This window comes from Clostridium zeae, from assembly GCF_017312485.1.
Taxonomy (GTDB): domain Bacteria; phylum Bacillota; class Clostridia; order Clostridiales; family Clostridiaceae; genus Clostridium_AR; species Clostridium_AR zeae.
In genome coordinates this window covers 38,419-57,804 of sequence record NZ_BMBA01000008.1, presented here as the reverse complement: position 1 = coordinate 57,804, position 19,386 = coordinate 38,419, and the positions used below count along the sequence as shown (strand labels likewise).

Annotated in this window: 16 protein-coding genes; all 16 read left to right on the top strand. The window is 29.9% G+C overall.

All coding sequences use genetic code 11. The features are described from left to right. The first annotated feature begins 22 nt into the window (after window positions 1-22). The 16 genes from J3477_RS22325 (at window position 23) to J3477_RS22250 (ending at window position 19,243) form a co-directional block, all read left to right on the top strand. A complete protein-coding gene (locus J3477_RS22325) occupies window positions 23-1,429 on the top strand; it encodes an MBOAT family O-acyltransferase (protein ID WP_206872457.1) in 1,407 nt (468 codons plus the stop codon). An 11-nt stretch (window positions 1,430-1,440) separates the two neighbouring features. Further along, window positions 1,441-2,556 (top strand): alginate O-acetyltransferase AlgX-related protein, encoded by a 1,116-nt coding sequence (locus J3477_RS22320; RefSeq protein ID WP_206872456.1) that lies wholly within the window; start codon window positions 1,441-1,443, stop codon window positions 2,554-2,556. Between the two features lie 981 nt (window positions 2,557-3,537). Beyond that, window positions 3,538-4,197, top strand: a complete 660-nt coding sequence (locus J3477_RS22315; RefSeq protein WP_206872541.1) for a sugar transferase — start codon at window positions 3,538-3,540, stop codon at window positions 4,195-4,197. Between the two features lie 31 nt (window positions 4,198-4,228). Continuing rightward, window positions 4,229-5,347 carry a glycosyltransferase family 4 protein gene (locus tag J3477_RS22310; protein WP_228731343.1) on the top strand — a complete coding sequence of 373 codons (1,119 nt, stop codon included), beginning with the start codon at window positions 4,229-4,231 and terminating at the stop codon, window positions 5,345-5,347. A 236-nt stretch (window positions 5,348-5,583) separates the two neighbouring features. Further along, window positions 5,584-6,642 (top strand): mannose-1-phosphate guanylyltransferase, encoded by a 1,059-nt coding sequence (locus J3477_RS22305; protein WP_206872455.1) that lies wholly within the window; start codon window positions 5,584-5,586, stop codon window positions 6,640-6,642. Next, a complete protein-coding gene (locus J3477_RS22300; RefSeq protein WP_206872454.1) occupies window positions 6,642-7,757 on the top strand; it encodes a glycosyltransferase family 4 protein in 1,116 nt (371 codons plus the stop codon). The genes J3477_RS22305 and J3477_RS22300 overlap by 1 nt, the downstream gene beginning before the upstream one ends. 24 nt (window positions 7,758-7,781) lie before the next feature. After that, complete coding sequence (locus J3477_RS22295; RefSeq protein ID WP_206872453.1) at window positions 7,782-9,116, top strand: O-antigen polymerase; 1,335 nt, start codon at window positions 7,782-7,784, stop codon at window positions 9,114-9,116. 15 nt (window positions 9,117-9,131) lie between these two features. Then, the gene (locus J3477_RS22290) at window positions 9,132-10,040 is read left to right on the top strand and encodes a glycosyltransferase family 2 protein (RefSeq protein ID WP_206872452.1); all 909 of its coding nucleotides are present in this window, start codon (window positions 9,132-9,134) and stop codon (window positions 10,038-10,040) included. Window positions 10,041-10,134: 94 nt separating this feature from the next. Further along, window positions 10,135-11,019: a glucose-1-phosphate thymidylyltransferase RfbA gene (gene rfbA / locus J3477_RS22285; RefSeq protein WP_206872451.1), complete on the top strand. Its 885-nt coding sequence runs from the start codon at window positions 10,135-10,137 to the stop codon at window positions 11,017-11,019. 27 nt (window positions 11,020-11,046) lie between these two features. Beyond that, window positions 11,047-11,619, top strand: coding sequence for a dTDP-4-dehydrorhamnose 3,5-epimerase (gene rfbC / locus J3477_RS22280; RefSeq protein ID WP_206872450.1), 573 nt, complete (start codon window positions 11,047-11,049; stop codon window positions 11,617-11,619). Between the two features lie 7 nt (window positions 11,620-11,626). After that, entirely contained in the window at window positions 11,627-12,679 is a 1,053-nt protein-coding gene (rfbB, locus tag J3477_RS22275; RefSeq protein WP_206872449.1) for a dTDP-glucose 4,6-dehydratase, read from the top strand. An 86-nt stretch (window positions 12,680-12,765) separates the two neighbouring features. Continuing rightward, on the top strand, window positions 12,766-14,163 hold the full coding sequence (locus J3477_RS22270) for an oligosaccharide flippase family protein (protein WP_206872448.1): 1,398 nt from the start codon (window positions 12,766-12,768) through the stop codon (window positions 14,161-14,163). A 22-nt stretch (window positions 14,164-14,185) separates the two neighbouring features. Then, window positions 14,186-15,619, top strand: a complete 1,434-nt coding sequence (locus J3477_RS22265; RefSeq protein WP_206872447.1) for an N-acetylmuramoyl-L-alanine amidase — start codon at window positions 14,186-14,188, stop codon at window positions 15,617-15,619. 34 nt (window positions 15,620-15,653) lie between these two features. Further along, a complete protein-coding gene (rfbD, locus tag J3477_RS22260) occupies window positions 15,654-16,535 on the top strand; it encodes a dTDP-4-dehydrorhamnose reductase (RefSeq protein ID WP_206872446.1) in 882 nt (293 codons plus the stop codon). Between the two features lie 220 nt (window positions 16,536-16,755). Next, window positions 16,756-18,447 carry a glucosaminidase domain-containing protein gene (locus J3477_RS22255; protein ID WP_206872445.1) on the top strand — a complete coding sequence of 564 codons (1,692 nt, stop codon included), beginning with the start codon at window positions 16,756-16,758 and terminating at the stop codon, window positions 18,445-18,447. A 508-nt stretch (window positions 18,448-18,955) separates the two neighbouring features. Next, the gene (locus J3477_RS22250; protein ID WP_206872444.1) at window positions 18,956-19,243 is read left to right on the top strand and encodes a hypothetical protein; all 288 of its coding nucleotides are present in this window, start codon (window positions 18,956-18,958) and stop codon (window positions 19,241-19,243) included. The last annotated feature ends 143 nt before the right edge of the window (window positions 19,244-19,386 follow it).

Here is a 19,386-nt window from a genome sequence, read left to right as displayed (position 1 = left end):
AAAATTGAGGAGGAAAAACAGAGTGGAATTTAGTTCGTTTATATTTTTATATTGCTTCTTCCCATTGGTTTTTGTCTTGTATCGAGTAGTGGGGGCAAGATATAGGAACGTGATGTTATTAATTTCAAGTATATTATTTTATACCTGGGGGCAGCCACAATATATTATACTTTTAATTTTTTCTATTGGTGTAAACTATGTTCTCGGTTTACTTATAGAAAAACAGAAAAGAGAAGGCATACGTAAAATATTTCTTATATTAGATGTTTGTATAAATCTCTTTTTTCTAGGTTATTACAAATATTACGAGTTTTTTGCTAAGAAAATAAATGCTGTGACTAATCATGAACTTCTATCAATTAATAATATAGTATTGCCAATTGGAATTTCATTTTATACATTCCTTTCTTTATCTTATATTATTGATGTATACAGAAAGAACAGTAAGTCGCAAAAAAGTATATTAGATTTTGCTCTTTATATTTCATTTTTTCCTCAAATTATGGCAGGCCCGATTAATAAATACCATGAAATTGAAGGGCAAATAACAGCCCATCCGATAAATACTTCAAAAACGGCATATGGAATAAAAAGGTTTATTTATGGTTTAGGGAAAAAAGTGATTTTAGCGAATACTTTTGGTGCTGTAACTGATAGTATACTGAGAGAGCCAGCTTCACAAATAGGTACAGGTTTGATGTGGGTAGCGGCTATTTTATATACACTTCAAATATATTATGATTTTTCTGGATATTCAGATATGGCAATAGGATTAGGAAAAATTTTTGGGTTTGATTTTATAGAAAATTTCAATTATCCTTATTTGGCAGATTCAGTTCAAGACTTTTGGAGAAGATGGCATATATCACTATCAACATGGTTTAAAGAATATTTGTATATTCCTTTAGGGGGAAACCGTAAAGGAAACTTGAGGACGTATCTAAATCTTCTAGTAGTATTTTTTGTTACAGGATTTTGGCATGGAGCAGGTTTTAAATATATTGCATGGGGATTATTTTATGGTGTTTTCTTGGTGTTAGAAAGAATGTTTCTAGGTAAATGGCTAAGAAATAATAAGTTAAAGTTTATTAATCATATTTATTCTCTTCTTATCATTATTACAGCTTGGGTAATCTTTAGAGCTGATAACCTACATATTGCGGTGGAATATATTAAAATAATGTTTATACATAGTTCAGGGCATTACTATGTAGCAAAGTTCATTGATACAAGAATTACAATATTTATTATTGTAGGTATTTTGCTATCTGGTATTCTTCAGAGTTTAGTTAAAAAGCTAAAGTGGGCAGTTTATGATGAGAAAAAAATATATATCACTGAAAGTATAGCTCAGTTAGTTATACTATTTGTATCTATCATGATGCTTGTTTCAAGTTCAATAAAGTCATTTATTTATTTCCAGTTTTAGGAGGTGAGAATATGAAAAAAAGGCAGCGGATTTTTATTACAGTTTTTATAATAGCACTTTTAGCCCCAAATATTTTATTTTTCTTTTTAAAAGGTTATGTAGATACAAGAAACTTTCAAAAGAAGAAATTGAGTGAAAAACCTACATTTTCATTTAAAAATATATGTATATATCCAAGGCAATATGAAGAGTATTATGATGATAATATAGCTTTCAAGAATCAGTTTGTAAAATTAAATAATCTTATTAATATAAAATTTTTTCATACAATAAGCTCTGAACGTGTTTTGTTAGGTGACAACAATTGGTTGTTCTATAAAGATGAAGATGATGGAGATCCTATTTCAGATTATCAAAGGAACAATCTTTTTTCTGACCAGCAATTATCATCATTGAAGGATAGATTAGAAAAAGTAGAAGCGTATTTGAAAAATAAAAATATAAAATTTGTTTTGTTCTTAGCTCCGGACAAGGAAATTATGTATTCTGAGCATATGCCGAGTAATATAAAAGTTGAAGGTAATATCACTATTGCAGATCAAACTGCAAAATATATATCAGAGAATACAGATATTCCGGTAATTTACCCGAAATCGGAATTGTTAGAGGCTAAAAAAAAGTATCAGATCTACTATAAATATGATACTCATTGGAATCAAATCGGTGGATTTATAGGTAGCCAAGAACTGGCTGATAAGTTGACTGGAAATCGATTATATCTAAAGGACGTAAAAATTTTAGATGAAAGTAAATGTAGTGGAGATTTAGCTAATATGTTAAATTTAACTTCATATTTTAATGATGATAAGATGTTTTCTATATCGGGATTTCATGATGACATAAAGGTTAATTTAGTGAAGAAGACTGCTGACGAGAGTTATATAAAATATGAATCTAATGCGTTGGATAAGAGAAAGATTCTTGTAATTAGAGATTCCTTCTCAGAAGCAATGTTTGATTATATACCTAAAAACTTCGCATCAACAGTATTTATTCATGGAGAAAGTTTTAAGCCTTCAGATATTGAAAAGGAAAGACCTGACATTATAGTTTACGAAGGTGTAGAAAGATATATTGAAAAGTTGCAATCATTTACTTTATATAATAGGGGTAGGTATTATAATTAGAGTAAATAGTTTTTATTATGATTCTTAACTCCAGTAGAATTGACTTCTTCTGGAGTTTTGCTTATTTGTAAATAATTAAATGTTATTCGATTTGTTAATGATATAATAATATTACTGTCTTATAGACTCATCAACCAAAGTGTTCACATATACAGCGTAGTTTTTACTGAGTTAAGAATAAATTATTACAAATTTCTTAACAACTAGGTATATATAGGGATTGAACTTATAATATAAATTATTATAATCTTATAATGCGAAATATTACGAAAAGTAAAATTTAAGGGAAACATTGAAGTGTAGTATGATACTTTAACGTAATAAACTAAATAAGAATTTTGCTTAAATGAATAATTTAGAAGGAGGAGTTTATGAACTATGAAATAGTTCAGAGAGAATTTTGGCAAGATGAAAAAATTATGAGAGAAGCATTATGAATAAGTTAGAATATTATTAGATGGTTCTTTACTAAAGTGAAACTATAAAAGATGAAATAAGGTTAAAAACTCCACTTAATAGTAATATAATGATTAGCCTAGATAATAAAAGTTTAAGCACTGAAAATATAAAAATAAAAGAGCGATTAGATTATATTTTTAGTTAAACTCATTATTTTTAGATCAATTAGACATGTACAATTTTATATTTAGATTGGAAAATTAAAATTTTTAATAGTATTTGGTGAAGTTATTGTAAATAATGGTATTATATTACTAATAAAAATATAGTACAATATTTAATCGGGTTAAAATATTTTCAAGAAATATGGTAAATAATTCACAAAACCATGATAAATGTTGAGTGATTATTTAGCTTTTAAACTAAATTGAATTTATTAATTATGATAAATGGTGTAAAATAATATTTATGCTGTAAGAGAAATGAAAAATGACAACATTTTATTAATATAGACATAATTATTCTGTGAATATATAATATTAATGTAAAAAGTGACTAAGGTGGGGGAGTAATATGCAGATGATGGATAATGCAAATGTGGTATCTGAAAATAAAAAAAGTAAAAAAGAACAGAGTTTTATATACATGTTTATGAAAAGAGTGTTTGATTTTATAAGCGCTCTAATAGGTGTAGTAGTGCTTTTTCCAATATTTATTATCTTGATTGCATTGATTAAACTAGACTCAGAAGGGCCAGCTGTTTTTGGACATAAAAGAATTGGTAAGTACGGTAAAAGTATAAAAGTATATAAGTTTAGAACAATGGTAGTAAATGCTGATGAGGTATTCAAAAACTTTACCAAAGAGCAAAAAGAAGAATTTGCAATAAATTTTAAGTTAGAAAATGATCCTAGAATAACTAAAATAGGAAGTTTTTTAAGAAAGACAAGCTTAGATGAACTTCCACAACTTTTTAATATTTTAGTCGGAAATATGAGTGTAGTGGGGCCAAGACCAATAGTTGAGAAAGAAATTGAGAAGTATGGGGAATGGGCGGACAAGCTTTTTTCAGTTACACCAGGATTAACTGGTTATTGGCAAGCAAATGGTAGAAGTGATACTACCTATGAAGAAAGAGTCCAAATGGATATGTATTATGTAGATAACAAGTCTTTGATTTTAGATATAAAGATAGTTTTTAAGACTTTCATTTCTGTTTTGAGAAAAGAAGGCGCAATGTAAACTGGAAAAAATTGAAAGGATTTAAAAGATCATGGAAAATAGAATTCATGTAATAATTGATGCTAGAATGATAGATGAAAATCTTCATGGAATAGCTAGATATACTTATGAATTGATTAAGAACAGTGTTAAAACTGGAAGGGTTTACTTTTCACTTTTAGTTAATGACATAAAGTTGGCTGAAAAGATGTTTCAAAGTGTAACAGATATAGATTTTATAGTAATGAAATCTAAGTTTTTATCTTTGACTGAGCAGTTAGAACTTCCGAAAATAGTAAACAGATACTGTGGAAAGGCAATATTTCACTCTCCATCTTTTGTCTCAAGCCCATTTATAAAGAATGAGATGATAATGACAATTCATGATTTAAATCATGTGAGATTGCCACAATTCTATTCTCCTTTCCATAAGTATTATTATAAGTATATTGTTAGATATTCAGCGAAGAAATGTAATATTATATTTACTGTATCAGAGTTTTCAAAACAAGAAATTTTATCATGGATAGATTTAAAAGATGAGGATGTAATAGTAACCTATAATGGTATAGGGGATAGATTTAAAGTGATTGATGATTTGAAACAAATGAATCAAGTAAAGATTAAATATAACCTTCCAGAAAAGTTTTTGCTTTATGTAGGAAACCTAAAGCCTCATAAGAATGTAGAAACTTTGATAAAATCAATGAGACATGTAAAGCTTGATGATGAGATTAAGTTAGTTATAGGAGGAAATGCCAATGATTCTCTTATGAGTATAATAAAAGAATATAATCTTGAGAATAGAGTAAGGTTTATAGGATTTATTGATGAAGAGGATTTGGTGGAACTTTACAATATGGCTTCGTTATTTGTATTTCCATCATTATATGAAGGATTTGGACTTCCACCTCTTGAGGCTATGTCATGTGGATGCCCTTCAATAGTTGCTAATACTTCATCACTACCAGAAGTTATAGGTGATGGAGGAATTGTTTTTGAAGCAATCAATGATGTTGAGTTGGCAGAAAAGATTGATTACTTATTCAACGATAATAAGAAATGTTCTGAATATATTGATTATGGTATAAATAGAGCAAAGGCTTTCACTTGGGGAAAACTTGTAGAAGAAACTATATCACAATATGAAAAAATATGGGCAAGCATGTAATCTTAATTACTATTCTTAAAGTGAAAATGAATGAAGGCTAAGAATTGAATTATCTTAGTCTTGATTATTTGGATTTAATATAAATAAGTGAAGATATAGAATTAAATACAATAAAAAGTGAATTCGATAAGTGTAGATTGATTATATTAAGCAGGTTGACTTGCTAAGATAATAAACTAATTAATTCATCTAATCTTCACAAGATAATTAAAAGCGTATAGAAGGAGAAGATAGTTATGCTTTGTGCTTTAATAATGGCAGGGGGAAAGGGAACAAGATTTTGGCCGCTTTCTACTGAGGAGAGACCAAAACAGTTTTTGGAACTATTAGGGAATAAAACTATGATACAGATGACTGTAGATAGAATTGAAAAATTGATTCCTATAGAAAGAATTTTTATCTCAACTGGAGAAAAATACATAGATTTAGTTAAAGAACAGCTCCCAAATTTACCTTATAGAAATATAATTGTAGAACCTGAAGGGAGAAATACGGCTCCATGTATAGCTCTTTCATCTTTAGTGATAAGCAGATACTATAAAGATACGAATATAGTAGTTCTGCCATCAGATCACCTGATTGGAGAAGAGGATAATTTTATAGATATTTTAAGTGTCGCTTCTAAGTTTGTTGATGAAAATGAAGATGCGATAGTTACGTTAGGGATGGAGCCTAATAGACCTGAGACTGGATATGGTTATATAAAGGTAGGAAATGAATTTTTTAATTGTGATTATAGGCGTGTGTATGATGTTGAATCATTTGTAGAAAAGCCAAATTATGAGAAGGCGAAACAATATTTAGAAGAGGGCAATTACTTATGGAATGGCGGGATGTTCCTCTGGAAAGTTGAGAATATACTTAACTTAGTGAAAAAGTTCTTGCCTTTTACTTATGATGCATTAAAAGAGATAATAACTTTAGAAGAAGATAAAGTACAAGAATATATTAATCAAAACTACCATAAAACAGATAACATATCTGTAGATTATGCTATCATGGAGAGATATAATAAAATATTTGTAGTACCTTGTAATTTTGGTTGGGATGATGTTGGGAATTGGACTAGCATTGATAGATATTCAAATAAGGATTTTAATGGAAATGTATTTAACGCTAATGGATATCCATTTAATTCAAATAATAATATAGTTCTAACTAAGAAAAAGATATTATTGAATAATATAAATGACCTAATAATTGTGGAGACAGATGATTACATAATGATTTCTTCTAAGAAACATGAACAAGAAATAAAGATTGCTAAAGAGCATTTATCTAATGAGGTGATTTAATGAACATAGCACTTGTACACGAATGGCTTACAAACATGGCAGGCTCTGAAAGAGTTGTAGTTAATTTTAAAGAATTGTATGAAAATGCCCCTATATATACAACTATGTATAGTCCGGAAAATTTAGACGAAGAGTTAAAAAATATAGATGTCAGAACATCTTTTTTGCAAAAAAAAGTGAAGAATGGTCACCAAAGATATCTTCCTTTTATGCCTATGGCATTTGAGAGTTTTGATTTGAATGAATATGATATAGTACTAAGTAGTAGTTCTTCATGTGCAAAAGGAGTTGTAACCAATCCTAACACAATGCACGTATGTTACTGTCATACACCGATGAGATATGCATGGGAGTTTTATTATGAGTATGCAGATAAGACCAATATGAAGAAGATAAAAAAAATATTCCTAAAATATTTCATGAATTATATGAGAATGTGGGATAAGCTTGCTTCAGATAGAGTAGATTATTTTATCGCCAATTCAGAAAATGTAGCACGTCGTATATGGAAGCATTATAGGAGAGAATCAGTGGTTATACATCCACCGGTTAGATGTAAACTTTTTAATATTGTTGATCAAGATGAAGATTACTTTTTAATATTGTCAAGATTGGTTCCTTATAAAAGAATTGATTTAGCAGTAAAAGCTTTCAATGAACTAGGATTACCTCTTGTCATAATTGGTGATGGAGAAGAAAGAGAAAAGCTTGAAGCAATGGCAAAAGGAAATATACAATTTTTAGGGAGACAATCAGATGAAGTCATTAAAGAGTATTATGCTAAATGTAGAGCTTTTGTTTTTCCTGGAGAGGAAGACTTCGGAATAACTCCTCTAGAGGCTCAAGCTAGTGGAAGGCCAGTTATAGCTTATGGTAAGGGTGGAGCATTAGAAACCGTAGTAGATGGTGTAACTGGAACATTTTTTGATGAACAAACTACTGAATCTTTAGTTAATGCTGTTAAAAAGTTTGAAAAAATGAGTTTTGACAAACATGAAATAAGAAAACATGCTGAAACATTTGATGAAGAAATTTTTAAAAAGAAAATACAAGAGTTTGTAAATTTGAAATACAAAGAATTTAAACAAAATACACATTGGAAAACTATACGATAGAAACTTTGAGAGTTGGTGATTGATTTGGGTTACTTTTTTAGTTTTATAAACAATTCCACAATATTTGTAAAACTATTGCTAATTACTAATATTTTTGTTTTCATTTCATATTTGATATATAAATATAAAATGAGAGAATATATATTTTCACCTTTTAATATTTCAATATTTATTTCAGCATTTGCGTTATTGTTTATTTCCATGCTTCAATATAATGATAAAGCATGGGAAGCGCTTGGAAGTTCAACTGCAATTGCATACATAGGTAATCTAAATGAGAATATGATAATTAACAATATAGGGTTTCTTGTTTTTATTTTTACGATTTCATATTTTGAGTTCTTTTATAAAGGATCATCAGGTTATTTAAGAGTAAATGATAATTTTGTTATAAAAGATAAATTATTAATATATTTTTATGTATTATGTGTAGCTTTGTGGTGGTTGCTTATAATAAAAGTAGGCGCTATTCCTGTATTCGGAAACAGGATGATATTTGACTCTGGAGTAAATAACTCCTTAAGGCCTATATATCTAGCGCTAAATATAATAATAGTTATACTCGTTCAATACATATTTTTGAAGTTTATAAATACAAAAAAGGTATATCTTATTGTTTTAGTGGTTATTGGGATTATTATTATCTTTTGTGTTGGAAGCAGAGGGCCTTTTGTTAATCTAATTGCTAACTTAACATTATTCTATATATACTCAAATAGAAAAAGGTTTGAAAAACCAAACTTAATAATAGTATCTGCTTTGCTTATTACATTAGTATTAGGTATTGGAATGCTATTTATTAGACATGGTAATAAGATTGATACAAGTTTTGCAGATAAAATGGAACAAGAAGTAATGTACGGAAATACATTTTCTGATATAAGAGATGGAGCTTTTGTATTAAATAAATACGAAGATAAATTCGACGGTTATCTCTATGGTAAGAACTATCTTGCAGATTTGATGTCTTTTGTACCGTCTTCGTTATCAAGTTATAGGCAGACTTGGTCATGGGGAAATTTTACTGCAAAACAGCTTGCAGGGTATGAAGACCATTATGGGTTAAGAGGTGGAATGTTCCTTCAACCTTATGTCAACTTCAGTTGGATTGGGGTGTTGGTGGTAGCTATAATATTAGGTATAATGTATGGATTAGGCGAAAAGTCTTTTCATACAAATGTGCTAAAAGAAAAAGATAGATTCGAATTAAGATTTATAATTATAAGCTTAGGTATAACTTTTGCTAATTCATTATCTATTTCATCTGGCTTTCATGATGTATATCCACTTTTAGCATTAGCATTTATAGCAGTACTTCCAAAAGCTTTTACGAGAATAGTAGGAAGAATTAGATTATAAGAGAAGGATTTAAATATGAACGAACCTTTAATATATATAATACTTTTAAATTATAATAGCTACAATGATACAATTGAGTGTGTGGAAAGTCTTAAAAAGATTGAGTACAAAAACTATAAGATCGTCATTGTAGATAATAAATCTACAAATGATTCAGAGAAGATTCTTAGTGAGTCAGTAGGGATGTACTGCAAAGTTATTCAATCGGGGGTTAATGGTGGGTTTGCTTCAGGAAATAATATTGGGATTGATTATGCCATTAAAAATAATGCTCAATATGTACTTTTGCTAAATAACGATACTTTAGTAGAGGCGGATTTCTTAGCAAAGATGGTTGAGACATTTAAGATGGATGATAAAATAGGAATAGTAGGGAATCAAATAAACTATTTTTCACAAAAGAATAAAATATGGTTTGGTGGAGGCCAAATTAAATGGGATAGATTTTCTGGAGCACATCAGAATTATGGTAGCATAGATAATGGTGATAAGACAATCAGAGAAATAGATTTTATGACTGGATGCTGTATGCTTATAAAGACAGAAGTTTTTAGAATTGTTGGACTTTTACCTGACGAGTATTTTTTATACTTAGAAGATTTAGATTTTTGCATAGCTGTAGCTGAGAAGGGTTATAAAATTATTTATAACCCAAGCTCAAAAATATATCATAAAGTAAGCGCTGCTACTGGTGGGGAAGAATCTGCATTTTCAGTAAAATGGGGTAATAGAAACAGAATTATATTAATGAATAAGTATTACTACAAGGTTGATAAATCTGCTTTGATTAAGGCAAAGGCGTTCTTTTATGTATCAAGAATTGCTAAATATATTAAGTATATTGCAAACGGTGAGTCAGATAAAGCTAGAGCTATGGTAGAAGGCATAAAGTTAGGCAGAAACTTTATCAAATCGAAGATATAAAAGCACTTAATAAGGTTATAATAAGATTTTTATGTGTCGATGAAATGGTGTTTCATTAAGAGACTTCAATAATATATAAGAGGAGTGTTTAATTATGAAAGGAATAATATTGGCTGGAGGGTCTGGTACAAGACTATATCCAGTAACAAAAGCGATGTCAAAACAAATGGTTCCAATATATGATAAGCCGATGATATATTATCCTATGTCAGTGCTTATGTTAGCAGGCATTAGAGAAATTTTGATCATCTCTACACCGAGAGATATTATTAATTTTAAAGAATTGTTTAAACATGGAACTGAATTAGGGCTTAAAATTGAATATGCAATACAGGAAGCACCTAATGGACTTGCTGAAGCCTTCATAATAGGAGAAAAGTTTATTGGAGATGATAATGTTGCTATGATATTAGGGGATAATATCTTCTATGGTCAAAGATTTAGTGATAATTTAAAGAAAGCAGCTGCATTAGAACAAGGTGCCATGATATTTGGATATTATGTACAAAATCCAAAGGCCTTTGGAGTAGTGGAATTTGATGATAAAGGGAATGTTGTTTCTCTAGAAGAAAAGCCAGAAAAGCCCAAGTCAAAGTATGCAGTTCCAGGGCTTTATTTTTATGATAATTCTGTAGTAAAAAAAGCTAAAGCACTAAAACCATCACCAAGAGGAGAGTTAGAAATAACTGATTTAAATAAGGTGTATATGGAAGACGGAACTTTAAAAGTTGAACTTTTAGGTAGAGGGCTTGCGTGGTTAGATACAGGGACACATGGTTCAATGCTTCAAGCTTCTAACTTTGTTGAAGCAGTTCAAAATACTCAAGGAACCTATATAGCTTGTTTAGAAGAAATATCCTTTAGAAAAGGATGGATTACATCTGATCAAGTTAAGGAACTTGCAAAACCACTTATGAAGACTGGATACGGCCAATACTTGATAGATGTAGTTGAAGAAGTGGAAAATAAGAAAAGATAATACTCTTATATGTGAAGGTGAGTTACGATGGGAAAATTTAATTTTATAGAAACTAAGATAAAAGATTTATATATAATTGAACCTACTGTTTTTGGTGATCATAGAGGCTATTTTATGGAAACTTACAGTAAGAAAGATTTCTTTGAAGCTGGTCTAAAGATGGAGTTTGTTCAGGATAATGAATCAAAGTCTAAAAAAGGTGTGTTAAGAGGATTACATTTTCAAACAAAACATACTCAAGGGAAACTTGTAAGAGCTACCCAGGGTTCAGTTTATGATGTAGCTGTAGATCTTAGAAAAGGTTCTCCAACATATGGTATGTGGGAGGGTGTTCTTCTTACGGCTGAAAATAAAAGACAGTTCTATGTACCTGAAGGGTTTGCACATGGGTTCTTGGTAGTATCTGATGAAGCTGTATTTAACTATAAATGCACTGATTATTATGCACCAGAATATGATAGTGGACTTTTATGGAATGATCCAGAAGTTGGAGTACAATGGCCACTTGATGGAATAGAAGAACTTCTTTTATCAGAGAAAGACAAGAAACAAAAGACTCTAAAAGAGTTAGATGTACCATTTGAATATAAAGGAGAATAATCTTATTATGAAAACATATTTAGTAACTGGTGGAGCCGGATTCATCGGTTCAAATTTTGTACTTTACATGCTTAAAAAATATAGTGATGTTAAGATAGTTAATTTAGATAAGCTTACATATGCAGGAAATCTTGAAAATTTAAAGGATGTACAAGAAAATCCTAATCATATTTTTGTTCAAGGAGATATATGTGATAAGGAATTAGTTACAGAACTTTTTGATAAGTATGATATAGATTATGTTGTTAACTTTGCAGCTGAATCACATGTTGATAGAAGTATAAAAGAACCGGAAATATTTGCAAGTACAAATGTTTTAGGAACAGTTAACCTATTAAACTGTGCTAAAAATGCATGGGAAAGAGAAAATGGATGGAAAGAAGGAGTAAGATATCATCAAGTATCAACAGATGAAGTTTACGGTTCGCTTGGCGAGACAGGATACTTCATGGAAACTACGCCACTAGATCCTCACAGCCCATACTCATCAAGTAAGGCTGGAGCAGACTTCATGGTTAAGGCTTATTTTGATACTTTCAATATGCCCGTAACTATAACAAGATGCTCAAATAACTATGGTCCATATCACTTCCCAGAGAAACTAATACCACTACTTATTAACAACTGTTTAAACCATAAAGATCTTCCTGTATATGGTGATGGATTAAATATAAGAGACTGGCTTTATGTAGAAGATCACTGTAAGGCAATAGATATGGTTGTAAGATGCGGAAGAGTTGGAGAAGTGTATAATGTTGGTGGACACAATGAAAGAACTAACATTCAAATAGTTAAAACTGTTATAAAACATATCCACGATAATGTTGACGAAATGGTGACAGAAAACTTAATTAAATATGTAGAAGATAGAAAAGGTCATGATAGAAGATATGGGATAGCTCCAGATAAGATAAAAGAAGAGTTGGGTTGGTATCCTGAAACTACTTTTGAGGTAGGAATAGTTAAGACTATTGAGTGGTATTTAGATAATAGACAATGGATGGAAAATGTTACTTCTGGAGTTTATCAAAAGTACTATGACACTATGTATAATCAATAAATTGAAGGGGAAATGTCCCCTTTAATTTATTGAGAAATAATAACATTATTAATATACATAGACAAAATTTCAAGGAGAAAAACCATATGAACAAAAAGTTCAGAGATTTATATTATACGTTAAGTGCAAATATAATCACCTTACTAATAGGAGTAATAACTGGATTTGTATTACCTGCCTACTTAGGGTATAACGATTATAACTATATAAGAGTATTCAGTTTCTATATAACATATGTTGGGATAACTCATTTTGGATTTTTAGATGGAATTTATATAAAATATGGAGCTTATGACTATGATGATTTACCAAGAGAAAAATTTAGGGCATATTTTAAGTTTATGCTTTTATTACAATTAGTTGAAGCTATTGTATTAGGTTTTGGGGTATGTTTGTTTACAGCAGATAAAGATAGAAATATAGTTATGCTGTTTGTAGTAATTAATATGGTTTTAATAAACATGGCCATGTTGTTTTCATTTATACACCAATTTACTAGAAGATTTAAGTTATTTTCATTCAATACTATTTTTACAAAGTTATTTTATGGAATTGGATGTGTAGTGTTACTTTTAATTAATCAATACGGCTATGTATACTATATTATTATACAAACAATAGTTAACTTTATTGTTGTGATTATATACATAATTAATAATAAAGAGATAGTATTTGGTAAAAGTGAATCAATAAAAAATAGTTTTAATGAGTACAAATCGATATTTGGAATTGGATTTTTAGCTATGATGGGAAATTTTACGACACTCTTAGTTTTGGGTATTGATAGACTTATAGTTGATAGATTTATGACTAAATATGATTTTGCCATGTATTCTTTTGCATACACATTAGTTTCTTTATTTTTAGTATTACTAAGTTCTGTTACTTCGGTAATATATCCTTTTTTAACTAGATCAGATAAGAGTAAGTATGATTCTGTGTATAAGATTAGTAGATATGCTATAAGTTTCGTTATGACGTTTGCTCTAAGTGGTTATTTTATAATAAGTTTCATAGTTGAACGGTTTGTATCGAAATACACAGATTCCCTTGAGATATTGATATATCTGATTCCGACAATTGTATGTAGTGGAATTATAAATATACTTGTTCAAAATATGTACAAGGTTTTGAAGGCGACTAAGGACTATACTAAGAATAATTTAGTTGCTTTAGTCATAGCTGTGGTGACCAATATAGTTGCTTTTGCAATTTTTAGAAGTAGCATATCAGTAGCTATAGCAACTCTGATCTCCTTTGTTTTATGGATAATATACTCAGATAGATATTTTTGTAAATTATTAAATATAACGGTTATTAGATACCAAATATTTGATATAATTATTTTTGTATTGTTCATAGCTATAGCTCAGTTTTTTAAGTGGTATATTGGTATATTTATTTATATAGCAGTACTTATTCTGATAAATTTGTTGTTTTTCAGAAAAGAATTGAAGAATATTGTTTTATTAGTAAAAAAGTAATATTTTTTTAGGGGAGGGTGTTATGAGAAAGTTAGTATTATTTATATTACCATTGTTGGTATGTATAATAGGGTTCAAACATGTCGCAAAAGCAGACGAGCTTCAAGGAGTAAAATATTCAAGTCATATCCAAGATATTGGGTGGCAAGACTATAATTCAAATGGAAATGATTCAGGAACAAGTGGTAAAGCACTTAGAATGGAGGCTGTTAAGATAGAATTACAGAATCCTAGTTCAGGAATGAAAATAAAATATCAGACTCATGTTCAAAATTTAGGTTGGCAAAATTGGGTAGAAAATGGACAAGTATCTGGAACTGTAGGAAATGCGCTTAGAGTTGAAGCTATTAAGATTCAGTTAGAAAATGTAGCAGGCTATGATGTTCAATATCAAGTTCATATACAAGATATTGGTTGGCAAAACTGGGTTAAGAATGGTGAAGTAGCAGGAACTACAGGAAAAAGCTTAAGGATTGAGGCAATTAGAATTAGATTAGTGAGAAACCAAATGACATTAAATTATACAGCACATATGCAAACAATTGGTTGGCAACAAGTTAAAAAGGAGGGAGATATTGCTGGAACTCCTGGTGAAGGTTTAAGAATGGAGAGTATAAATATATATAGTATTAATGCTCCGCAGGGGCTAAAAATACTATACCAAACCCATGTTCAAAATGTTGGCTGGACGAATTGGGTAGAAAGTGGGCAAAACTCTGGATCTACTGGAAAATGCTTAAGAATAGAAGGTTTGAGAATAAAGCTTGATGGAAATGTTGGTGATTACCATATAATATATAAAACCTATGTAGAAGGTAGAGGTTGGCAAGGTTGGCTTGGTGATGGCGAAATATCGGGATATGTAGGAAGAAGTCTTAGAATAGAAGGCTTGATTATAAAATTAGTTAAGACAAGTGAATTATCTCAATATGTAAAGCCAAAAGTAGCTATTGATATAGGTCATAATAACGATTATGATTCTGGGGCTACGGGAATCAGGCAAGAAGATGCAATGACAAAGGAAGTTGGAGATAAAGTAATAAATAAATTGAAGAATCTTGGATATACGGTAATTGATACACTGCCATCAAGTGCCACAAGTACTAGTGATTCATTAATACAAAGATCAAATTATGCTAATGAAAATGAAGTTGGAAGATTTGTGTGTGTTCATTTTAACGTATTTAATGGACAAGCTCATGGATCGGAAGTTTTTTACCAAACTAATTCGGATATTTCTAAAAACTTGGCACAAACTATACTAAACAACCTGGTTAACCTAGGATTTACCAATAGGGGAATAAAAACTGATAATCTTTCGGTATTAAGAAATACAACAGCACCAGCAGTATTAATAGAAGGCTGTTTTATAGATAATACGGATGATATGCAAAGATATGATGCGGAAAAAATGTCTAGTGCAATAGTGGATGGAATAGTGAGTAATTATCAGTAAAAATAGAAGTAATTATTTTAAGGAGATATAGGTTATGAAGATATTAATTACGGGAGCAAGAGGACAACTTGGAACTCAAATAATAAATATTATAAAACAAAAAAGATCAGAATTAGGAGATATACCAAATTCGGTTGCTAATTCTGAAGTAATAGGTATAGATATTCAAGAACTTGATATAACTAATTTATCAGATACTAGATCATACCTTAATGATATTAAACCAGATGTTGTTATCAACTGTGCTGCTTATACAAATGTAGATGCCTGTGAAAGCAATGAAGATATAGCATTTAGGGTAAATGCTATTGGGCCAAGAAATCTAGCTGTGGTATGTGAAGAATTAGGAGCAAAACTAATACATGTCTCTACTGATTATGTATTTAGCGGATTTGGAACAAAAGCATTAAAAGAGTATGATTTAACTGGTCCTGTAAGTGTATACGGAAAAACAAAGCTTGCTGGAGAAGAATTTGTAAAACAATTTTCAAGTAAATACTTTATAGTGAGAACTGCTTGGCTATATGGTTATAATGGGAAGAATTTTGTTTATACTATGATGAAACTTGGGAAAGATAAAGAATATATTAATGTAGTAAATGACCAAAGAGGTAATCCTACTAATGCTGAAGATTTAGCACATCATCTTCTTAATCTTATAGAAACTGAAGAGTATGGAACATATCATTGTACTGGCGCTGGTGAGTGTAGTTGGTATGATTTTGCTAAGAAGATAATGGAACTTTCAGAAATTGATTGTGAAGTTAGACCTTGTACTTCCGAGGAATTTGCAAGTCCAACGAAAAGACCAGAATTCTCTTCTCTGGATAATATGATGCTTAGATTAACTATTGGAGATCATATGAGAAATTGGGAAGATGCATTACAAATATTTATTCAAAACATTGAAAAATAGGAAATAATTAATTTCTAAATCATTTGCAAAGGTATAATGATTTAGAAATTTTTTACTTTATAGGAGTTGCTCGTAAGGGTAAAGCTTCACAAAGTATAATGCAAAAGGCTTGTTTTTTTAGTCTTATAGAATTTTATGTGGAAAAATTAGTGAAAACATTGATATATTACAATATTAGAATTATAATTTTAGTATAATTTGTAATTATGGAGGTGAAGTTTTGAAAAGAGTAAGTAAATATTTTTCTTTATTGGTATTGCTTTTTCTTGTAGCTTTTAGCGGTAACAAAGTGTATGCGGAAACAAATACTGATAAAGATCTTACAGTTAGCTACAATGTGCATGCTGAGAATTTAGGATGGATGAGGTTAGTTACTGAAGATTCTGTAATAGGTACTATTGGACAAGGACTTAGAATAGAGAGCTTTAATGTAAAATTGAGTGTTCCTCAAAATATAAAGGAGCTTTCTTCTGCAAAAATAAAATATAAAGCCCATATTCAAGATATTGGGTGGTCTGATTGGGTTTATGGACCTAATAATATAGGAACCACAGGACAAAGCAAAAGAATAGAAGCAGTACAAATTCAATTAGAAAATGTTCCTGCAGGATATCATGTAGCATATCAGGTACATGTACAAAATAAAGGTTGGATGCCGTGGACTCGAGATGGACAAGTTGCTGGTACAACTGGCGAGAGTTTAAGAATAGAAGCTATTAGGATAAAAATAGAAAGACCTAATGATGATGATACTAGCATTACTTATCAATCGCACGTACAAAATATAGGTTGGCAAGGTAATGTAAATGATGGTAATACTTCTGGTACTGAAGGTAAAAACTTGAGATTAGAAGCTATTAAATTATCTCTCGCTAAGGCGCCACTTGGTATGAGTTTAAGTTATCAAACTCATGTTGAAAACTTAGGTTGGCAACCGGTGACTAATGATGGCGCATTGTCAGGTACTATAGGACAATCGCTCAGAGTTGAAGCTATAAAGATATGGCTGAACAATGTACCACCAGGATATCATGTTCAGTATCAAGCGCATGTTCAAAATATTGGATGGATGCCTTGGGTTGAAGATGGACAAGTTGCTGGTACAACAGGACAAGGTCTTAGATTAGAAGCAATAAGAGTAAGGTTTATAAAAAATCAAAATACAAATAGTGTTGTTGAGAAAGCAGTTCCTACTGGTAAAACTTTAGCTCAATTCCTACAGGAACAAAAAACAAGAAATGCATCTAACGTTTATAATGGAGGGGCTGCAAGTGATACTTACGTGCAATATTATGCAACACCAGAGGATTTTAAAACTCCTTCACAAAGATATCAATTTTTAACGTTAGATACTTTTAGATCAGGAATAAATGAATTTGAGTTGAATCTTTTTCTATTAAACCAAGGATCTTTATCAGGACAAGCAAAAGCGTTTATAGATGCAGCTAGACAGTATAATGTGGATACACTATACTTAGTAGCTCATGCTATTTGGGAGACTGGACATGGTACTTCACAGCTTTCCAATGGAGTAACTTTGAACGTAGATAAGAATAATAACCCTATAACACCAACTGTTGTGTATAATTTTTGGGGAATAGGAGCATATGATTCCGATCCTGTTAAGGCAGGTGCAAAAAAGGCATATACTGAAGGGTGGACAAACAAAGCTGCTGCTATAAATGGTGGGGCTAAGTGGATATCGGAGCACTATATACATGCAACACCTTTAGCTCAAAATACATTATATAAAATGAGATGGAATTATGCTTGGGATAATAACGCAAGCAATGGTATTCATCAGTATGCTACCGATGCTCATTGGGCAAGAGGTATTTCTGGAACTATAGATGATTTGTATTATTTGTATAGAGGCGTGAGAGTTGATTTTGAATATCCAGTATATAACTAAATCAAATAATTTTTGTTTATATATAATATATATTTACTTTAATAATTAGTTTTTAAGTAATGCAGAGTGTATGTAAAATACATATTAGTATAATAATATAAGTTATAAAGGCTGAAGGATACATTATGTAAACTTTGGCTTTTATAGTTTATAAAAATATCGTATTTAAATATTAATAAAATGATAAATTTTTTGTCTTGATGAATTAATAAGCAATGTTAAATAATTAAAGAAAAAGTAACAATTTGTCGAAAATAAACACAATAAGGATAATTAACCTTACTGTGTTTATTTTTCTGTAAAAGAGTGAATAATATAGGTAGAATGTCAATTTTCGATGTTAAAATGTTTATTGATAGATTTTAGTTGCATTTTTATAGATTAATATGTAGAATATAATTGTAAATATTATATTAAATATTTAATGGCATTAAAGAAATAATTATATTTGAATGGTTAGTATAGTGTTTAAGATGGTATACGCTGGATTTGATGGAGGGTTAACTTTATGGATGAATTAAAATTATATAGATGTACGATAATTGGGGAAAATGGTAAGTACTTTATAGGAAAAGATGTTTTAGATAACAAATTATTAATTGCAAAGAATAAGAATACAAGAAAGTACAAAATAGGAACTGATGATTCATTTTATGCTTCTATAAAAAAAGAAGGTCTATTAGTAAAAAAGGATATATTGTACCCGATAAGTTCAGCGGAATATGAAGAATTAGTGTCAAATAAGGGAATGCATAGTATAGATGATGATATAATAGAAAAGTTGAAGAGGATATAATTACATAATTTTAATTTAAAGATAGTTTAAACATAATTCTATGTTTAACACGGTACTTAAAAAGTCTAATATAGAAAGAGTTGCTCTTGTTGTGAGCAACTCTTTCTATAATTAGTTTAGTTTGATGTTTAGACTATATTTGA